This window comes from Pseudomonas sp. A125 (assembly GCF_055409485.1).
The window spans coordinates 37,429-54,900 of record NZ_JBUZVP010000036.1 but is presented as its reverse complement, the minus strand read 5'-3'; the positions used below and the strand labels follow the sequence as shown (position 1 = coordinate 54,900).

Here is a 17,472-nt window from a genome sequence, read left to right as displayed (position 1 = left end):
TTTTGTTTGTGCGGTTTTTGTGGGCCGTGGCGCAACGCCTCTACCCACGTTGCGCCTGGACCGCTAGAAGTTATCCATCGCGTTGCACATCGACAGTCTTCCCGACGGCGTCGGTTCAATCGGGTTCCACCGTTCAGCGCCCTTCGGCAGTTCCGCCAGCTCGAACGCACAACTGCGGGACGAGGACACGCGCACCATGTAGTCCATGCCGGGCTGGGGGATAAAAGTCATGGTGTTGAAACATTGCCTGCCACCTTGCGGCAGCCCAAGGTAGTGAAAGGCAATGGGCGTGTTCGCCGGAATCACCAGTTCGGACGACACCGCACCGTCCCACGTATAAATCGGCCCTGGCATACCCAGGGTTGCGCCATTGCGGTCGGCGAAACCGGATTTGGCGGACACCATCACCCCCGCGCCCGGGACATTCCAGTCCAGGCAATCACGCCCTGGCACCGCGCGCACCATGCCGTCGCTGATAATGCGCAAGCGCGCCGTCTCGGCGGACTGCGGCGCCGTATAGGCAGTGTTGAGGGAGCGCACGTTATACACCTGGCCACAGCCAGTGAGCAGTACCAGAAACAGGGCAGGAATTACTCGTAAAGTACTCATGGCTGGCGGCAGTTCTGGCTGACCGACAGATGCGGCGCGGGCTCATGGCTGACCATCTGCAAGCCGTCGGCGCCCTGGAAGATAAAATAGGTGCTGCGACAATCCCTGAACGTCTGCGAGTAACCCTCAGCCCGCAATCCCTGCCCGTCGATCTTCCTGGTCACCGTATTGTCGCGGCTGACCACGGCAAGTACATGCTCATAGCTGTCGCCCATCTTCACCCCCGGTACACCGGTGGAGGTCATGGAATTGGCACAACCTGTGAGCCCGATGACAGCCCAAAGCAGCGCGGCTCCGTACAGTCCATTGCGTGTGTTGTTCATCCCTGCTCTCCATCCCTGAGTATTGATCGGCGACTACGCAGGGTTGGTCAACGCAAAGGCGAAAAAGTGCAGCGTGGATATCTGGCAATGTGACATTGCCCGCAAAGTCATACCGTTTGCGGGCAACGGTTCAAGGCTTGCCCGGGTGTGGCTGTGGGTACTCGCTCGTCACTTCCAGCGCTTTGGCATAGGGCCCATCCCACAGTTGCTCGTGCAAATCTCCCACGCGCTTGGCCATCGCCTCACTGCGCATCACCACTTCCAGATTGCGCGAGTTATCCAGGTAGCCGCCCAGCCAGTTACTCGTCCCCACCCACGCCACTTGCCCGTCAATCTCCAGGGTCTTGCTGTGAATCACCCGCGCATAAGGAATAAATCCTTGCCTGGCCTCGGGCAGCGTGACGATCTTGACCTCGACATTCGGCAGTACGGCCAGGCTTTTCAGGTACGGCAATTCCAGCGCTTCGGTGTTCCAGTTGGACACCATCAACTTGATCGACACCCCACGCGCGGCCGCCGCACGCACTGCGTTGTCGATTACTGCGTAATAAGGCCGGGTTCTGTCAGGTCCATAGGACAGCGGCGCGTAGTCCAGCAGTTGTACGCGCACTTCCTTTTTCGCCTCGCCCAGCAGGCGTGGCAGTTCCAATTGTGAATCACCCACACCCGGCGGGTTGTAGCGTTGGGGGCTGGCTACCAGGTAGTTGCCGGTGCGCGGCGGTGTAGCGCCTGTGGCGGGCAGGGCGACAGGCTTGTTGCCGGCCAACGCTGCCTGGGCCTGCCAGTCTTGTTCAAAAATGGCCTGGGTCTGGGCGACGACGGTTGCATCACTGATCAACAGCCCGGTTTCGTGGATATGCTCCAGCGAACGCCAGTCGAAGTTCTGGCTGCCGATAAACGCCTGCTTGCCGTCCACCACCATGTATTTGGCGTGGATGATCCCGCCACTCAGCTTGCCGTACGGCAGGATGCGAAAGGTCAGGTTGGGGATCGCCCGCAGCCGGTCCAGCGTGGAAGCTTCCGACAGCCGCACGCCTTTTTCTTCCAGCAGGAAGCGAATTTTCACCCCACGTTTGCCGGCGGCTTCCAGGTGTTCAATCACCTTGTCCATCACCGAGCCAGGATGGTCGGCCGCGTAGAACTGGCCGATGTCGATGCGGCTTTTCGCGCCGTCGAACAGCTGGATCCACACGGGGCCGGGCTGGCGCAAATCGGCGGTGCCAAGTTGGGTGTCCACTGGCACGGTGTGTACCAACTCAAACCCCGGAATTGAAAAGTCCGCCTGGGCAAGCGGACTGAGGAGCAGGCCTGCAAGGCCGGCGATACGTAATTTCAGCGATATGGACATAGGCGTCTCATCGGGCAGAAAAAGGGCGGGCGCATGATGCGCCCGCCCCGGGAAGGTCACGCAGTGCGGCTTTGCAGCGGTGTCGGTACCAGGTGCGGCACTTCACCCTGCACGCGGGCACCGGTTGCGGCGCGGATCAGCAGGATCTTCAGTTGGTCGTTGATGCGCTCCAGGCTGTCCTGGAAGAAGTTGTGGAACACCACGCAGAACAGCGCGATGGCGATACCCAAACCCGTGGCGAACAAGGCCGTACCGATGCCACCGGAAATCTGCCCCGGGTCGGACACGCCCGCGGTTGCCAGGGCCTTGAAGGTGTCGATGATGCCGAGGATGGTGCCCAGCAAGCCCAGCAATGGGGCGGCCGTAGTGATGGTTTCGATGATCCACAGGCTGCGGGACAGCGGCGCACGGGTCTTGAGGTACTGGGTTTCGATTTCGTCGTCCAGGTCCTTGCGCGAACCATGGGAAGCCTTCTGCGCCAGGATCGGCAACACCATGCCAAGCGGCAGGCTGTCACGGCGGGTCAGGCTTTGCGGCAGGTCGCGCTCGCTGTGCACGTGGGCGCCGAGCACTTCAGTCAGTGCGCGGGCCTGGCGACGCACGTAGGCGAAGTAAATGCCGCGTTCGATGGTGATGAAGATCGCAATCGCCAGCGCGGCGTACATCACATAAAAGGTAATTTGGTGAAGCAGGTCCATGTCCATGATCGTAAGCCTCGCAGTTAGAAATTCGCTTCCAGGGAAACCGTGACGGTACGGTCCAGGCCAACGATGTAAGCCGGGTCGCCGTCGCGGAAACCGCTGTAGCTCGCCGAGTTGGTCTTGGTGGTGTACACGCCGTCCAGGTACTTCTTGTCAAACAGGTTGTCGACGTTCAGGCGCAGGGTTGCGTCCTTGACCACCTTCTTGTCCACCGGCAGGTAGATACCGGCGCCGAGGTTGAAAATGGTGCGCGCCGAGATGGCCTCATCGTTGGTCAGGTCGCCATAGAGTTTGCTGGTGAACTTGCCGCCGAAGGTGCCGTAGAAGCGTCCGTCGTCATACCCGATGTTGGCTGCCAGCATGTTCTTCGGCACGTTGGCGAACTGCTTGCCGCTGGTGGGCAATACGATCGGCTTGCCGGCGCTGTACACCGTCAGGTCGTCCTGCTGTTCGGAACTGGTGTAGGTGTAGGAGGTGTAGTAGTTGAAGTTGTGCGCCAGCTTGCCGCTCCACTCCAGCTCCAGGCCTTTGTTGATGACGGTGCCGGCGTTGATGTCGGCCGAATCACCGTTGCTGTCCAGAGAGGTGAGCTGGCGATTTTTGAACTGCATGTAGAACAGGGTGGCGGCGAGGGTGCTGTCTTCGCCGGTGTAGCGCCAACCCAGTTCCTGGTTCCAGCTGAGTTCCGGCTTGGAGTCGAGGGAGCCGACGCCTTTGTCGTACAGCACGTAGTTTTGCGGTATGCGCATGTTGCGCGACAGGCTGTAGAACAACTGGTCACGCTCGTCGATCTGGTATTTCAGGCCGGCGTTGGGCAGCAATTTGTTGTAGGTCTGGCTGGCCTTGCCCGGTTGCTCGGTGAGGCTGCCGTGGTTGGTGCCCTCACGCTCGACATTCATGAAGGCCAGGCCGCCTATCAGCGTCCAGTCCGAGTTGATATACCAGGTGTCCTGGGCCCAGACTTTTTGCGCCGGGGTCACGGTGTATCGGTCGCGGCCCTGTACCGTGTTGCCGTTGGCGTCGACCACGGAATTGCCGTCCGGCCAGGTGTCGCTTGGCTTGCCGGTGTTCTTGAGGGCAATGAACGGTTGGGTCTGGCTTTGGCGGGCGCGTTCGTACCAGTAGCCGAACTGCAGGCTGTGGTCGCCCAGGTCCCAGTTCAGCTTGGTGGTGATGCCTGGGCGCCAGGTCTGGGTGCGCGAAGGGCGGTAGTAGACGCCGGTGGTGGAGGAGCCGTCGGCGTTGTATTGGGCCTGCGTCGGCAGGTTGCCAAGGTCGAAAACGCCGCCCTTGTTCGAACCGCTGTTCAGCGCGTACGCGGAGGAGCCCACGCCGCTGCCGTTGCCGTAGTAGTAATACGGGATCACCGAGAGGGACAGGTTGTCGCTCAACTTGTACTGGGTGTTGAGCACGGCTGTGAAGGTCTGGAACGGGTTCTGCGCCAGGTCGTAGTAGCTGCTGACCTTGCCATTGGCGCCCACGGCCGGTGTTGCCGGGTATGGGTCGTACTTACGGCCGTATTGCTGGAATTGCGACTTGGTCAGTTGGCTATAACTGTTGTTGTCCTGCTCGTGGTATTTGAGGATCAGGTTGGCGGTGTTACCGTTGCCGGCGTCGAAGAAGCTGTTCCACTCCACCTTGTCCGCCCGCACGGCACCCGAGCCGCGCCACATCTGGCCTTCGGTGTGGGAGGCCGACAGCCAGTTGCTCAAGCCGTTGACTTCGCCGGTGTTCAGGCGTGCGAAGGTCTTGAAGGTGCCGTTGCTGCCCGCTACCTGTTTGACGAAGGCACCGGTTTCCTTGGTGGGGCGAATGGTCACGATACCAATATTGCCGCCGCTGGAACCGATGTGCGGGCCGTCGGCTTCCGACGAGCCTTGGGTGACGAAAATCTGGTCGATGTTTTCCGGGTCGCCCAACAGGTTGGAATACAGCGCGTAGTTGCCGGAGTCGTTGATCGGCATGCCGTCCACCGACATGCCCACCTGGTCGGAGTTCATGCCGCGCATGGTGAAGCGGAAACCCGAGAGGCCGGTGTTGTCTTCGCTGGAGATGTTCAGCCCCGGGGTGTACTTGAGCTTGTCGATCGCGTTGCCGGTGGCCGTCTGTTTATCCAGCGCTTCCTTGGTGATGGTCGAGCGGCCCTTGGCGCTCTCTTCCTGCACCATGTAACCGCCACCTGCCGTGGCCTTCCCCTGTACCCCAATGGTGCCGACGTCACTGTCGTTCGTGTCGGCCATGACCATCCCATGGCCCATACTCGCGGCAACAAGTGCCAGATGAATGCGCGTGAACCTCATCAGTGTCGTCCCGGTGTTAGGTGCTTATTGCACGCTGTAGTTGAAGGTGGCGGTGAAGCGCTGCTCGTTACGTCCGCCGAAGGCTTGTTCGGGGAACGGTTTCACCTGCTTGATACGGCGCAGGCTGTTGGTGGCGGCCCGGTTGAGCAGCATGCTCGGCCCCGGGGTCTGGATCCCGGAGTCGAGGACGCGGCCTTGGCGGTCCACCATTAACCAGACCACCACCTCGCCACTGGGACGTTCGAGAGACGCCTGGCGCCCGGTGGGGTATTGCTTGTACGTGTCCAACTCGTTGCGCAAACCCTTGAGGTAGCCGCCTTCCAGGGCCTGGCCGTCGACTTTCGGCGGCGCGGGCGGGGCGGCGGGTGCCGGCGTGGGTGCGGCAACGGCCTGCATCGGCTTGGCGGCGACCGGGGCTGGCGCAGGCGTTGGCGTTGGCTTAGTGGCCACCGGCTTGGGCACGGGTTTTGGCTTGGGCTCAGGTTTTGGCAATGGCTTGGGCACGGGCTTGGGTGGAGGCGGTGGTGGGGCCGGCTCGGCCTCTTCGTCCTCGATCACCGGCGGTGGCGGCTCTTGCTCCACCGCCGGTTCTGGCACCACTTCCGGCTCGGGCTCGACCAACGCGAGTTCAACCGCCGACTCGTCGTACGTAGGCTGGATCTTCAAGGGTTGGGACTGGATACCCAGTGCAATCAGCACCAGGGCGATCAGGGCCGGGACACTGCCCAGCAGCCGACGCGCACGAAACAAGGCATACATGATCAGGACTTTTTCGTGGCGATGGAGACGGAGGTAAAGCCACCCATGCGCAGGGTGTCCATCACCTCGACCAGGCGCGATACTTCCACGCCTTTGTCGCTGTTGACGATGATCGTCGACTTGGTGTCGGGCTTCTCGGCGGCCTTGAGTGCAGGCACCAACGCGTCGACGGCCAGGTCCTTGCCATCGAGTTGCAACTGGCCTTCCAGGCCCAGGGTCAGGATGAATTTATTCTGCGGCTTGAGCTGCTGTGAACTGCTGGCGCTCGGCAGTTGAGTCTTCATGCCCAGGGCCGGAATCACGTTCAAACTCACCAGTACAAAAAACACCAACAGGAACATCATCACGTCGATCATCGGGATCAGTTCGATGTGTGCCTTGCGCTTTTTGGGTTCATCCCAAGTTCTCATTCCGCTACCCCGCAGTTGATTAGGGGCGACACGCTAGCAACCAAAAATGACCGAATGGTTAACTTTAATTTAAGGTTTTAAGGCTCTAGGACGGGTCTTACAGACGACTGCCCGGTCTCTTTTGCTACGTAATGAAACTGACACGGTGTGCGTACATTCTTGGAGAATTTATTTCGCGAGTCTCCCCGCATGAGCACTGCACTGCCGAATTTATCTACCCCGCGCTTGCTGTTGAGGGCGCTGCAAAAGGATCAGGCCGAGACGCTTTGCACGCTCGCCAACGGGCCGCTGATTGCCGATAACACCGCAGCGATTCCGTCGCCTTACACGTTGGAAACGGCACTGACGTTTATTGAGGGCTTGGAAGAAAAATACCGCACTGGTCTGTTGAACCTCGGCATGCATCTGCGTGACACGGATGAGCTGATCGGCATTGTCAGCCTCAGAGTTTCTTCGGCCCATCACTACGGGCATCTGGGCGGTTGGGTGGCGGCGCACTGTCGCAATCTGGGGTATGCAGCCGAAGCGGCCACCGCAGTGATGGACTTTGGTTTTGCACAACTGGAACTGCATCGTGTCGGTAGTCAGTGCTTCAGCCGCAACAAGGAGTCGGCGCGGGTCATGCAGAAAATCGGCCTGCGTTACGAAGGCTGCATGCGCGGCGCGTTTCTGAAGAACGGGGTGCATGAAGACATGCTGGTGTTCGGGCAGGTGCGGGAAGACTGGAAGGAGCGCGGTTGATGAGCGTGAATCACGACCGCCGTCGAATACTGAGCGGGTTGGCGGTTGCCACCGCGTTTTCGATCCTGAGCCCGTTCGCCCGCAGTGCCGGTGTCGACTATCCCTTTACCCTGGGCGTGGCTTCAGGTGACCCCTTGCCGGATGGGTTCGTGATCTGGACGCGCCTTGCGCCGTTGTTCAATGCCGCCGACGGTAGCGGCGGCTTGAGCCGGGCGGTGCCGGTACGTTGGAAGGTGGCCAGCGATGCGGCGATGACACGCGTGGTACGCCAGGGCGAGGTAATCGCCAACGAGCGTTTTGCCCATTCAGTGCATGTGGAAGTCGCCGGGCTGGAAGCGGGTCGACCGTACTGGTATCAGTTTGAAGGGCTTGGTGCACAAAGCCCGGTGGGGCAGTCGCGCACCGCACCGGCGGCACATGCCATGGCGTCAGCCAGGCTGGGGTTTGTCTCCTGTTCCCATTGGGAGCAAGGCTACTTCAGCGCCTACCGCCATTTGGCCGCAGAGCAACCGGATATGGTGTTTTTCCTCGGCGATTACATTTATGAATATTCCTACGCCGAGGGCTCGAGCAAGATTATTCGCCCCCACGGCAGTGGCGAGGCCTCGGACCTTGCCGGGTATCGCAACCGCTATGCCCTGTACAAGACCGATCCGGATTTGCAGGCGTTACACGCGGCCGCGCCCAGTGTGGCGACTTGGGATGATCATGAAGTGCAAAACGACTACGCCAACCAGTGGTCCCAGGATGCCCATGTTCCGGTAGCGGCGTTTCTCAAGCGTCGCGCGGCGGCGTACCAGGCGTTTTATGAGCATATGCCGTTACGGGCCAGTAGCTTGCCCCGTGGGCCCGACATGCGTATCTATCGGCAGCTGGACTACGGCCGGTTGGCGCGTTTTCACGTGTTGGACGGTCGACAGTATCGCTCCGAGCAGCCGTGTATTACGGCCAACGGCAGTCATAAGGGACATGTTGCCGATGACAGCTGCGTTGATCTGCGCAATCCCCAGCGCACCATGCTTGGCTGGGAGCAGGAAGCGTGGCTGGACAAGAGCTTTGCGCACTCTACGGCACAGTGGAACGTGATCGCCCAGGATTTGCTGGTGGCGCCGCTTACCCAGCGCAACCCGCAAAGTCAGGCGTTGGGTCGTTGGACCGATGGTTGGGACGGCTACATGGCGACGCGTGAGCGGGTACTGGCGTCTATCGAGCGCAGGCGCTTGAGCAACCCGGTGTTCTGGGGCGGTGATATTCATTCGTTCTGGACCACCGACCTGCATGCCGACGCCAATGACCCGCAGTCCAGGGTGATTGCTACCGAGTTTGTCGGCACCTCGGTGACCTCCGACGGGCCACCGTTTGACGCCTTCAACTCGATACTGCCGCTCAACCCCCATGTGAAGTTTTTCGACAGCCGCCAGCGCGGCTATGTCTCAGTGGCGCTTGAGGAGAAGAGCATGCTGACAAACTTCAGGGTGATTTCCGATCCACGGGACCCGAATGCCAGCGTCTCGACCCTCAAGTCGTTTGTGGTGGAGCCGGGCAGGGCGGGGGCGATTGCGGTTTAGTCAGTCCAGGCTGTAGCGCACCGACAAGGCGCCTTTTTTCTCTGAGAGGGCCAGGATCTTCACTTGGCCCACCTCTGCCAACGCCTGCACATGCGTCCCGCCGCAGGCATACGCCGGCAGGTCGCCAAAGCCTACTTCCCGCGTGCCGTCCTGCAGTGCCATATGGCGTGGCAGATTGGCCGCGATCCATTGGTCGACTTGCTGCTGAATCGCCTCGGCATCCATGGTTTGGGCCGAAGTACCGCGAATAAAGGTGATCTTGCCTTCGCCCGGCCAGTGATGGGCTTTGATCGGCATCCAGCCCAGGGTTTCGCCGGCATTGCCGATCAGGTGTCCGGCCGAATGCAGGCGCGTGTGCAGGCTGCGGCGCTCGTCATCGACGCGTGCCTGTATCGCGCCGGGCGCCACGGGGTGGTCGACGTAATGCACGACGTGATCGCCTTCCTGTACCACCTTCAGCACGTGGCTTTCGCCCAGCCAGCCGGTGTCGGATGGCTGGCCGCCGCCTTGGGGATGGAAGATGGTTGACTGCAGGATCACTGCAAATTGGTTCTCATGAGGCGTGCATCCCAGCACTTCAAGTTCGGCATTCAGGTGGTCATGGGTAAAAAACAGGCGCTGGGTCATCATTTACATCCGCATCAGGGTTTCTATCGGGCAGTATAAGAAGTGCGCCAATGGGTGATAATCCATTCAAATCTCAATGGACTTGTGCGTCATGAGCATCAATCTTCCTTTGCCGTTGCTGGGCGAAATGGCGATTTTCGTCAAGGTGGTGGAAACCGGCAGCTTCTCTGAAGCCGCACGGCAGCTGGGCGCATCGCCGTCATCCGTGAGCCGCAGCATCTCGCGCCTTGAAAAAGCCCTGGCCACTCGCCTGCTGCAACGCACCACGCGCAAGCTGCGCCTGAGCGAAGGCGGCGAAGAGGTGTTCAAGCGTTGCCAGGAAATGGTCAGCGCGGCGCGTTCGGTGATGGAAATCAGCGGGCAGTACACCCACGAGGCCGAAGGGCTGGTGCGGGTCAGCGTGCCCAAGGCAGTGGGGCGTTTTGTGGTGCATCCGCATATGCCGGAGTTTCTGCGGCGTTACCCCAAGGTCGATGTGCAGTTGATCCTGGAGGACCGGCACGTGGACCTGATTGATGACAATGTCGACCTGAGCATCCGCATCACCGACAGCCCGCCGCCGGGGTTGGTGGGGCGCCAATTGTTGCCCATCGAACACTTGATCTGCGCCACGCCGCAATACCTGGCGCAGCACGGTACACCGCAGCACCCCCATGATTTGCTGGAGCACAGTTGCATCTACCTGGGCGAGACGCCGGGGGATGCGCGCTGGAAGTTTCGCCAGGGCAGCAAGGCGGTGACGGTCGGCGTGCGTGGACGGTACGCGGCCAATCACACCGGGGTGCGGCTGGATGCGGTGTTGCAGCATGTGGGGGTTGGCAGCTTGCCGTATTTCACGGCGCGCCATGCGCTGGAAGCGGGGGAGGTGGTGCAGGTGTTGCCGGGGTGGGATTTTATTGCGTCGTACCACGGGGATGCGTGGTTGCTGCATTCACCCACCCGGTATCTGCCGCCGAAGCTGCGGGTGTTTATTGATTACCTGGTGGAGTGCATGGCTAAAGAGCCGACGCTGCATAAACGATAGGTGCCGAGGAGGCTTTTTGTGATGAGGCGGTTTTTGTGGTGAGCGGGCTTGCCCCGCGCTGGGCTGCGAAGCGGCCCTAAAGCCTGCCGCCTCGATCTGTCTGAAAGAATGATGTGATCTTGATGGGGGGGCTGCTTCGCAGCCCAGCGCGGGGCAAGCCCGCTCACCACAGTAAGTCCCTCAGCACATTACAGATCAGTGCTTTGGCTGGTCGTTGGACATGGCCAGCAACTGCTTTTCCTGGTTCCAGTCGAACGGTTCGTCGTTCTGTTCAGCTTCGAAGCGACGTTCTTCCAAGGCCTGATACAGGTCCAGTTCGTCATCGGGCATGAAATGCAGGCAGTCGCCACCGAAGAACCACAGCAGGTCGCGCGGTACCAGGTGAGCAATCTGCGGGTAGCGCAGGATGACCTGGCTCATCATGTCCTGGCCCAGGTACTGGCTTTCGATCGGGTCGATCGGCAGCAGGGCGCGCAGTTCATCGAAGCGCTCCAGGAACAGAAGGTGGCTTTCCTCGGGAACCTGTTCGGCTTCGCCGACGGCTACCAGGATGCTGCGCAGGTGGTCGAGCAAGACGAGATGATCGGCAACGACATTGGACACGAGATAAGTCCTCAAGAGCAAAACGGGCGCGAGAGTATATAGCTCAAGCGCCCGTTTTTATATGACCGCTGGGATCAGCGGACTTTCCCCTCGGCCTGGCTCAGTTCTTCCTTGCTGAAATCATCCACGTCGATCACCTTGCGCCGCGCCGCTTCGGCGTCACGCAGGGTCTGCGCCTCGGCCGGTTGCAGCACCCCGGCATGCAGCGCGGCGTCGATGGCGTGTTCGCCTGCGGTAGGTTTGACCTGGCCGCTCTTGAGGCCTTCGTGGAGTTTTTTCTGCAACGGATGGCTGGCGGCCAACAGATCGTAGGCATGTTGCAGCGCGCCCACCGGGTCATCGGCCGATTGCGGGCGGTAGCAGCCAGCCAGCACTGCTTCCAGGGCCAGATCACCCTTGGCACGACCGAGTACGGCCGCGACTTCAGCATCCAGCTGATCGGACGGGCCCTTATGGCGACGGCCGAAGGGGAACACGATCACTCGCAACAAGCAGCCCAGCACCTTGCTCGGGAAGTTGGTCAGCAGTTCATCCAGTGCACGCTCGGAATGGCCGAGGCTTTCTTCCATGGCCCAGGCGAACAGCGGTTCCAGATGGTCGGGCGAATCCAGGTCGTGATAACGCTTGAGCGCTGCCGATGCCAGGTACATGTGGCTCAACACATCACCGAGGCGCGCCGACAGGCGTTCGCGACGCTTCAACTCGCCGCCCAGCAGCATCATGCTCAGGTCTGCCAGCATCGCAAATGCCGCGGCCTGACGGTTGAGTGCGCGGAAATAGCCCTGGCTCAAGCGGTTACCCGGAGCCTTTTCGAAATGACCAAAACCGAGGTTCAACACCAGGGTGCTGGCGGCATTGCTCACGGCAAAACCGATGTGTTGCAACAGCAGGCCGTCGAATTCCTTCAGCGCCTGGTCGTGGTCTTCACGGCCAGCCAGGGCCATCTCCTTGAGTACAAACGGATGGCAGCGAATCGCACCCTGGCCGAAGATCATCAGGTTGCGCGAGAGGATATTCGCGCCTTCCACGGTGATGAAGATAGGCGCGCCTTGCCAGCTACGGCCCAAATAGTTGTTGGGGCCCATGATGATGCCCTTGCCGCCGTGCACGTCCATGGCATGGCTGATGCACTCGCGGCCGCGTTCGGTCAGGTGGTACTTGAGGATCGCCGACAGCACCGAAGGCTTTTCCCCCAGGTCGACGGCGTTGGCGGTGAGCATCCGCGCGCTGTCCATCAGCCACGCGTTGCCGCCGATGCGCGCCAGGGCTTCCTGGATACCTTCAAACGCCGCCAGCGGTACGTTGAACTGCTCGCGCACCTGGGCATATTGGCCAGTTACCAGGCTGGTGAACTTGGCCGCACCGGTGCCGACCGCTGGCAGGGAAATCGAACGGCCTACCGACAGGCAGTTCATCAGCATCATCCAGCCTTTGCCGAGCATTTCCGGGCCACCGATCAGGAACTCCAGGGGAATGAACACGTCCTTGCCGGAGTTGGGCCCGTTCATGAACGCGGCGCCCAGTGGCAGGTGACGACGGCCAATGTCAACGCCCGGGGTGTCGGTGGGAATAAGCGCGAGGCTGATGCCCAGGTCTTCCACGTCACCCAGCAGGTGGTCCGGGTCATGGGCCTTGAAGGCCAGGCCGAGCAAGGTCGCCACGGGGCCGAGGGTGATGTAGCGCTTTTCCCAGTTCAGGCGCAGGCCCAGAGTTTCCTTGCCTTCCCATTCGCCTTTGCAGATCACCCCGGTGTCGGGCATGGAACCGGCATCGGAGCCGGCCAGCGGGCCGGTCAGGGCAAAACACGGGATGTCGTCGCCACGGGCCAGGCGTGGCAGGTAATGGTTGCGTTGTTCGTCGGTGCCGTAGTGCAGCAGCAATTCGGCGGGGCCCAATGAGTTGGGCACCATGACCGTGGAGGCGAGGTCGCCGCTGCGGGTTGCCAGTTTCATCGCGACCTGGGAGTGGGCGTAGGCGGAGAAACCCTTGCCGCCGAATTCCTTGGGTATGATCAGGGCAAAAAAGCCATGCTGCTTGATGTGTTCCCAGGCGGCAGGCGGCAGGTCCATGGCTTGGCCGATTTCCCAGTCGGTGACCATGGCGCACAGTTCTTCGGTGGGGCCGTCGATGAAGGCTTGTTCTTCTTCGGTCAGTTGCGCCTTGGGGTAGGCCAGCAACTTGTCCCAATCGGGGCGGCCGCTGAACAGCTCGCCGTCCCACCACACGGTGCCGGCATCGATGGCGTCGCGCTCGGTCTCGGACATCGGCGGCAGGACTTTCTGGAACCAGTTGAACAGCGGCGCGGTGAAGTACTTGCGGCGCAGGTCCGGCAGCAGCAGCGGGGCGGCCACCACGGCGACCAGCACCCAGAAGATCAGCAGTAACCAGCCGGGTGCGTGGCTGAAGGCACCCATCGCCAGCAGGTACACGGCGACCACGCCGATGGCGGGCAAGGGCGCGATGCGCCGGTGGGCCAGGTAGGCAATGCCCACCACCAGAACCAGTATCCACAACAACAGCATATTCAATCCTCCGTGAAACCAGGTGCGAAATCACCTCTGAGCTTAGTCGGCATCCGAAAAAGCGCGGTGACGAGGGTGTTACGTGGTGTGCCGGTGAACATCACCGCAAAGCGCCGACATTTGGCCGAATCGTCGTTATCGCCGGTAGCAGGCCTGTGGTTAGATTCAAGGCTTGCTACCTGAGATCTGCCTCATGAATGCGTACTTGAATCCCGGCCGCTTCATCGATAGTGACCACCCTGCGGTGGTGGAGTTCGCCGAAAAACATCGCGGTTCGAGTGCCGCCCCCCGTGACCAGGCAGTCAGTCTTTACTACGCCGTGCGCGAGGCGGTGCGCTACAACCCCTATACGTTCAGCCGCGACCCGCAAACCCTCAACGCCAGCTTCGCCCTGGCCGCTGGCGAGAGTTATTGCGTGCCCAAGGCGACGTTGTTGGCGGCGTGCGCAAGGCACTGTGGCATCCCGGCACGCATCGGCCTGGCCGACGTGCGCAACCACCTGTCGACGCCACGTTTGATCGAGCTGCTCAGAAGCGACGTATTCGCCATGCATGGCTACACCGAGTTGTATCTGGATGGGCGCTGGGTCAAAGCCACGCCGGCGTTCAACCAGCAACTATGCGAACTGTTCGACGTGCCGCCGCTGGATTTCGACGGCATCCACGACAGCGTTTTCCATGCCTTCAACCGCAAGGGCCAGCGCTCCATGGAGTACGTGGTCGACCATGGGCAATTTGCTGAAGTGCCCGAGGAATTCTTCTTCGCCCACATTCAGAAATGTTACCCGCACCTGTTTGGCGAGCAGATGCCGATCCTGTTGGGCGACATGCAGAGTGATTTAAGCCGGACGTGATCCGGCGTATGCTGCCCCGGCATTCATCCAACCATCTTTTTCAAAATCGGGGCGGTCATGCTGAAAATCTGGGGTCGTAAAAATTCGTCAAATGTCAGGAAGGCACTGTGGTGCGCCGAGGAGCTCGGCCTGGACTATGAGGCAATTGATGCGGGCGGGGCTTTTGGTGTGGTCGACACGCCGCAGTACCGCGCGCTGAACCCCAATGGCCGGGTGCCGATGATTGAAGACGGCGACTTTGTGCTGTGGGAATCCAACACCATCGTGCGTTACCTGGCCGCCAAGCATGCGCCGGATTCGAGCTGGTACCCAAGTGACCTGCAAGCCCGGGCCAACGCCGAAAAGTGGATGGACTGGACCACCTCGACCCTGGCCGAACCGTTCAAGACTGTATTCTGGGGCGTGCTTCGCACCCCGGCCGAAAAGCAGAACTGGGACGCTATCAACGCCGGGCGCCAAGCCTGCATCGACGTCTTGCAGACCGCGGATCAGGCCTTGGCCACCCAACCCTACCTGTCCGGCAGCGAGATCGGCATGGGTGATATCCCCTTGGGCAGCTTCATTTACGCCTGGTTCGAAATGCCCATCGAACGCCCGTCGATGCCGAACCTGGAGGCCTGGTACCAGCGCCTGCGCGAGCGCCCGGCCTATCAGAAATCGGTCATGACCGCGTTGACCTGATACCCACTATTAATACAGGTGACTGTACTTGTGCGGCGCGGACAAGCACCATGCTTGTCACGCGCAGCCGTTGTATTCCGTGCGGTCTGCCCTCATGTAACAATTCTATTCCTCTTCTTTGGTGCGTAATCCGATATGAGTTCCGCTCTGTCCATCCGGCAGCTAACCAAAACCTACGGCAACGGTTTCCAGGCCCTGAGTGGTATCGATCTGGACGTTGCCGAAGGTGATTTCTTCGCCTTGCTCGGCCCCAATGGCGCTGGCAAATCCACCACCATCGGGATTCTCTCGACCCTGGTCAACAAGACCAGCGGCACCGTGAATATCTTTGGCCACGACCTGGACAAATCCCCGGCGGCGCTCAAGCGCAGCATTGGCGTGGTGCCCCAGGAGTTCAACTTCAACCAGTTTGAAAAGACCTTCGACATCGTCGTGACCCAGGCCGGTTACTACGGCATCCCGCCGAAGATCGCCAAGGAGCGTGCCGAGCAGTACCTCACGCAACTGGGCCTGTGGGACAAGCGCGACGTGCCCTCACGCTCCCTGTCCGGCGGCATGAAGCGCCGCCTGATGATCGCCCGCGCCCTGGTTCACGAACCGCGCCTGCTGATCCTCGATGAACCGACAGCGGGCGTGGACATCGAGCTGCGTCGCTCGATGTGGACGTTCCTCACTGAGCTGAACCAGAAGGGCATCACGATCATCCTTACCACGCACTACCTGGAAGAGGCTGAACAACTGTGCCGCAACATCGGCATCATCGATCACGGCACCATCGTCGAAAACACCAGCATGCGCTCGCTGTTGAGCCAGTTGCACGTCGAGACCTTCCTGCTCGACCTGAAAAACGACATGACGGTGGCGCCCCAGTTGATTGGCTACCCGAACCGCCTGGTAGACAGCCACACCCTGGAAGTCCAGGTGGACAAAGCCGTGGGCATCACTGCGTTGTTCGGCCAACTGGCCACGCAGAACATCGAAGTGTTGAGCCTGCGTAATAAAACCAATCGCCTTGAGGAGTTGTTCGTGTCCCTGGTGGAGAAAAATCTGGCGAAGGTGGCGGTATGAGTTCGGAACTGCAACCCAACCTGGTCGCGCTGCAGACCATCGTCTACCGCGAAGTGAAGCGCTTTACCCGGATCTGGCCGCAAACCTTGCTGCCGCCTGCGATCACCATGGTTTTGTACTTTGTGATTTTCGGCAACCTGATCGGTCGGCAGATTGGTGACATGGGTGGTTTCACCTATATGGAATACATCGTGCCGGGGCTGATCATGATGTCGGTGATCACCAACTCCTATGGCAACGTGGTGTCGAGTTTCTTTGGCAGCAAGTTCCAGCGGTCCATCGAGGAATTGATGGTGTCGCCGGTGTCGCCGCATACGATCCTGATCGGCTACACGCTGGGCGGCGTGCTGCGTGGGTTGATGGTCGGGGTGATCGTGACGTTGCTGTCGCTGTTCTTTACCCATTTGCAGGTGCATCACCTTGGGATAACCCTGCTGGTGGTGGTGCTGACGGCGACGATCTTTTCGTTGCTGGGGTTCATTAACGCGGTGTTTGCGCGAAACTTTGATGACATCTCGATTATTCCGACGTTTGTGCTGACGCCGTTGACGTACCTGGGGGGGGTGTTTTATTCGATCACCTTGCTGCCGCCGTTTTGGCAGACGGTTTCGCTGGCTAACCCGGTGTTGCATATGGTTAACGCGTTCCGCTACGGGATTCTTGGGGTTTCGGATATCAAGATCAGCGTGGCGATCACGTTTATGCTGGTGGCGACTGTGGTGCTGTATGTCGGTTGTGCGCGGTTGCTGGTGAGTGGGCGTGGGATGCGTACCTAAGCGTTGAGATGTGATGAAAGACGGCCTCCAGATGAGGTCGTTTTTTTTGGCGATTGGTTTGAGTACATATCCGTTTCTTCGGTAACGGCTGATATGGGTTCCGCTCTTACAGCGGGTCACTTTTGAAAAGCGCAAAAGTAACCAAAACGCTCTGCCCCGCCTGTCGGCACCTCGCTTAGGCTCGGTGTGCCCTCACTCCGGCATTGCTCCGCGGGCCGCCGCGACGGCCCGTCCCTGGCCCGTCGCGGCTAAACCGGCGTCCTGCCGGTTTACCCGCTCCTCAATCCCTGCGTTCGGCCTCGGGCTGAATGGGGCAGTCAGATCAAGATCAAGAGCAAGAGCACGGCGGCCTGAAAGCCGACCTGAGTGTTAAAAGCCAAGGCAAAAGCTGTAGGAGCTGGCTTGCCGGCGATGCAGGCGACTCGGTCTTTCAGATACACAGAGGCGATGCCATCGCAGGCAAGCCAGCTCCTACATTTGAACCGTGCCCGCTTTAGCTTTTGATCTGGCTTTTAACACTCAAGCCGGCCTGTAGGCCGCTGTGTTCTTGATCTGCTTG

Annotated in this window: 17 protein-coding genes; 7 read left to right on the top strand and 10 right to left on the bottom strand. The window is 60.4% G+C overall.

Annotated elements, in window-relative coordinates:
- Positions 1-63: 63 nt before the first annotated feature.
- From ACZRN6_RS32030 to ACZRN6_RS32000, 7 genes are all read right to left on the bottom strand, one after another.
- A complete protein-coding gene (locus ACZRN6_RS32030; RefSeq protein ID WP_322146405.1) occupies positions 64-609 on the bottom strand; it encodes a hypothetical protein in 546 nt (181 codons plus the stop codon).
- Positions 606-932: a hypothetical protein gene (locus ACZRN6_RS32025; protein WP_464009715.1), complete on the bottom strand. Its 327-nt coding sequence runs from the start codon at positions 930-932 to the stop codon at positions 606-608. Before ACZRN6_RS32025 ends, ACZRN6_RS32030 begins: the two co-directional genes overlap by 4 nt.
- Positions 933-1,062: 130 nt before the next feature.
- On the bottom strand, positions 1,063-2,280 hold the full coding sequence (locus tag ACZRN6_RS32020) for a phospholipase D-like domain-containing protein (RefSeq protein ID WP_464009714.1): 1,218 nt from the start codon (positions 2,278-2,280) through the stop codon (positions 1,063-1,065).
- 56 nt (positions 2,281-2,336) lie between these two features.
- Positions 2,337-2,984 carry a MotA/TolQ/ExbB proton channel family protein gene (locus ACZRN6_RS32015; protein ID WP_322146399.1) on the bottom strand — a complete coding sequence of 216 codons (648 nt, stop codon included), beginning with the start codon at positions 2,982-2,984 and terminating at the stop codon, positions 2,337-2,339.
- Positions 2,985-3,001: 17 nt separating this feature from the next.
- Entirely contained in the window at positions 3,002-5,281 is a 2,280-nt protein-coding gene (locus ACZRN6_RS32010; RefSeq protein WP_464009713.1) for a TonB-dependent receptor, read from the bottom strand.
- 24 nt (positions 5,282-5,305) lie between these two features.
- Positions 5,306-6,040, bottom strand: coding sequence for an energy transducer TonB family protein (locus tag ACZRN6_RS32005; RefSeq protein ID WP_464009712.1), 735 nt, complete (start codon positions 6,038-6,040; stop codon positions 5,306-5,308).
- 2 nt (positions 6,041-6,042) lie between these two features.
- A complete protein-coding gene (locus ACZRN6_RS32000; RefSeq protein WP_322146393.1) occupies positions 6,043-6,450 on the bottom strand; it encodes an ExbD/TolR family protein in 408 nt (135 codons plus the stop codon).
- A gap of 189 nt (positions 6,451-6,639) precedes the next feature.
- On the opposite strand from ACZRN6_RS32000, the gene ACZRN6_RS31995 reads away from it, so the two are divergent.
- Both ACZRN6_RS31995 and ACZRN6_RS31990 read left to right on the top strand, forming a co-directional pair.
- Positions 6,640-7,191, top strand: coding sequence for a GNAT family N-acetyltransferase (locus ACZRN6_RS31995; RefSeq protein ID WP_322146391.1), 552 nt, complete (start codon positions 6,640-6,642; stop codon positions 7,189-7,191).
- Positions 7,191-8,759: an alkaline phosphatase D family protein gene (locus ACZRN6_RS31990; protein WP_464009711.1), complete on the top strand. Its 1,569-nt coding sequence runs from the start codon at positions 7,191-7,193 to the stop codon at positions 8,757-8,759. The genes ACZRN6_RS31995 and ACZRN6_RS31990 overlap by 1 nt, the downstream gene beginning before the upstream one ends.
- On the opposite strand, the gene ACZRN6_RS31985 is transcribed toward ACZRN6_RS31990, so the two are convergent.
- Complete coding sequence (locus ACZRN6_RS31985) at positions 8,760-9,386, bottom strand: alanyl-tRNA editing protein (RefSeq protein WP_464009710.1); 627 nt, start codon at positions 9,384-9,386, stop codon at positions 8,760-8,762. It lies immediately after the preceding gene.
- 91 nt (positions 9,387-9,477) lie between these two features.
- On the opposite strand from ACZRN6_RS31985, the gene ACZRN6_RS31980 reads away from it, so the two are divergent.
- Positions 9,478-10,410: a LysR family transcriptional regulator gene (locus ACZRN6_RS31980; RefSeq protein WP_322146385.1), complete on the top strand. Its 933-nt coding sequence runs from the start codon at positions 9,478-9,480 to the stop codon at positions 10,408-10,410.
- A gap of 195 nt (positions 10,411-10,605) precedes the next feature.
- Here ACZRN6_RS31980 and ACZRN6_RS31975 read toward each other — a convergent pair whose 3' ends face one another.
- Positions 10,606-11,013 (bottom strand): PA2817 family protein, encoded by a 408-nt coding sequence (locus tag ACZRN6_RS31975; RefSeq protein ID WP_003217220.1) that lies wholly within the window; start codon positions 11,011-11,013, stop codon positions 10,606-10,608.
- A 74-nt stretch (positions 11,014-11,087) separates the two neighbouring features.
- Positions 11,088-13,535: an acyl-CoA dehydrogenase gene (locus tag ACZRN6_RS31970; protein WP_464009709.1), complete on the bottom strand. Its 2,448-nt coding sequence runs from the start codon at positions 13,533-13,535 to the stop codon at positions 11,088-11,090.
- 193 nt (positions 13,536-13,728) lie between these two features.
- Between ACZRN6_RS31970 and ACZRN6_RS31965 the strand changes: the two genes are divergently transcribed.
- The 4 genes from ACZRN6_RS31965 (at position 13,729) to ACZRN6_RS31950 (ending at position 16,913) form a co-directional block, all read left to right on the top strand.
- Positions 13,729-14,388, top strand: a complete 660-nt coding sequence (locus ACZRN6_RS31965) for a transglutaminase-like domain-containing protein (protein WP_322146381.1) — start codon at positions 13,729-13,731, stop codon at positions 14,386-14,388.
- A gap of 57 nt (positions 14,389-14,445) precedes the next feature.
- A complete protein-coding gene (locus ACZRN6_RS31960; RefSeq protein WP_464009708.1) occupies positions 14,446-15,069 on the top strand; it encodes a glutathione S-transferase family protein in 624 nt (207 codons plus the stop codon).
- A gap of 135 nt (positions 15,070-15,204) precedes the next feature.
- Positions 15,205-16,137: an ABC transporter ATP-binding protein gene (locus tag ACZRN6_RS31955; RefSeq protein ID WP_076015272.1), complete on the top strand. Its 933-nt coding sequence runs from the start codon at positions 15,205-15,207 to the stop codon at positions 16,135-16,137.
- Complete coding sequence (locus ACZRN6_RS31950) at positions 16,134-16,913, top strand: ABC transporter permease (RefSeq protein WP_003217229.1); 780 nt, start codon at positions 16,134-16,136, stop codon at positions 16,911-16,913. Before ACZRN6_RS31955 ends, ACZRN6_RS31950 begins: the two co-directional genes overlap by 4 nt.
- Positions 16,914-17,472: the final 559 nt, after the last annotated feature.

Coding starts and splice junctions, on each gene's coding strand:
- ACZRN6_RS32030 (WP_322146405.1), bottom strand. CDS start 609: ATGAGTACTTTACGAGTAATTCCTGCCCTGTTTCTGGTACTGCTCACT.
- ACZRN6_RS32025 (WP_464009715.1), bottom strand. CDS start 932: ATGAACAACACACGCAATGGACTGTACGGAGCCGCGCTGCTTTGGGCT.
- ACZRN6_RS32020 (WP_464009714.1), bottom strand. CDS start 2,280: ATGTCCATATCGCTGAAATTACGTATCGCCGGCCTTGCAGGCCTGCTC.
- ACZRN6_RS32015 (WP_322146399.1), bottom strand. CDS start 2,984: ATGGACATGGACCTGCTTCACCAAATTACCTTTTATGTGATGTACGCC.
- ACZRN6_RS32010 (WP_464009713.1), bottom strand. CDS start 5,281: ATGAGGTTCACGCGCATTCATCTGGCACTTGTTGCCGCGAGTATGGGC.
- ACZRN6_RS32005 (WP_464009712.1), bottom strand. CDS start 6,040: ATGTATGCCTTGTTTCGTGCGCGTCGGCTGCTGGGCAGTGTCCCGGCC.
- ACZRN6_RS32000 (WP_322146393.1), bottom strand. CDS start 6,450: ATGAGAACTTGGGATGAACCCAAAAAGCGCAAGGCACACATCGAACTG.
- ACZRN6_RS31995 (WP_322146391.1), top strand. CDS start 6,640: ATGAGCACTGCACTGCCGAATTTATCTACCCCGCGCTTGCTGTTGAGG.
- ACZRN6_RS31990 (WP_464009711.1), top strand. CDS start 7,191: ATGAGCGTGAATCACGACCGCCGTCGAATACTGAGCGGGTTGGCGGTT.
- ACZRN6_RS31985 (WP_464009710.1), bottom strand. CDS start 9,386: ATGACCCAGCGCCTGTTTTTTACCCATGACCACCTGAATGCCGAACTT.
- ACZRN6_RS31980 (WP_322146385.1), top strand. CDS start 9,478: ATGAGCATCAATCTTCCTTTGCCGTTGCTGGGCGAAATGGCGATTTTC.
- ACZRN6_RS31970 (WP_464009709.1), bottom strand. CDS start 13,535: ATGCTGTTGTTGTGGATACTGGTTCTGGTGGTGGGCATTGCCTACCTG.
- ACZRN6_RS31965 (WP_322146381.1), top strand. CDS start 13,729: ATGAATGCGTACTTGAATCCCGGCCGCTTCATCGATAGTGACCACCCT.
- ACZRN6_RS31960 (WP_464009708.1), top strand. CDS start 14,446: ATGCTGAAAATCTGGGGTCGTAAAAATTCGTCAAATGTCAGGAAGGCA.
- ACZRN6_RS31955 (WP_076015272.1), top strand. CDS start 15,205: ATGAGTTCCGCTCTGTCCATCCGGCAGCTAACCAAAACCTACGGCAAC.
- ACZRN6_RS31950 (WP_003217229.1), top strand. CDS start 16,134: ATGAGTTCGGAACTGCAACCCAACCTGGTCGCGCTGCAGACCATCGTC.